At 69.0% G+C, this 590-nt stretch carries 1 protein-coding gene; it reads left to right on the top strand.

Going from position 1 to position 590, the window contains the following annotated elements:
* Positions 1-181 precede the first annotated feature (181 nt).
* The coding region (locus ACLJQZ_RS48600; protein WP_410628521.1) for an IS110 family transposase at positions 182-590 on the top strand (409 nt) is incomplete at its 3' end.

Genomic DNA, 590 nt, shown 5'->3' on the forward strand with positions numbered 1-590 from the left:
GACGGCCTGGTGCGGTAGCCCTTCGTGGGCTTGCATGACACTGCCGCCCCCGGCTTCCCCGGAACCGTGAAGCGATGACAAAGGGACGCGCCCCAGAGCGCCGGTTAGTGACCACTGCGCCCTCGGTTCCCTCGCCAGCGCCTGGCCCCTGCCCACGATCGCGAGTGGGAAGGTGACATCGTTGCCGCAGCATGACAAGCCGTTGTTCTTCGTCGGGATCGACTGGGCCGCCACCGAGCACGCCGTGTGCGTACTCGACCAGACCGGCCGGAAAATCGCCGCGTTCACCATCGACCACACCGCCGCCGGATTCAGTCGGCTGGCCACCCGGCTGGGCAAGCTCGCCCAGCCCGAGCAGATCCCCGTCGCGATCGAACGCCCGGACGGCCGCCTGGTCGACACACTGCTGGAGGCCGGATACCCGGTGCTGCCGGTCAAACCCACCGCGATCAAGTCCTGGCGTGAGGCCGAGGTTCTCTCCGGCGCGAAATCCGACCCCGGCGACGCGCACGTGATCGCCGACTACCTGCGAGTGCGGATCCACCGCCTGCGTCCCGCCGCGCCGTTGTCCGGACCCACCAAGGCATTGC

This window comes from Amycolatopsis sp. cmx-8-4, from assembly GCF_046548675.1.
GTDB lineage: Bacteria > Actinomycetota > Actinomycetes > Mycobacteriales > Pseudonocardiaceae > Amycolatopsis.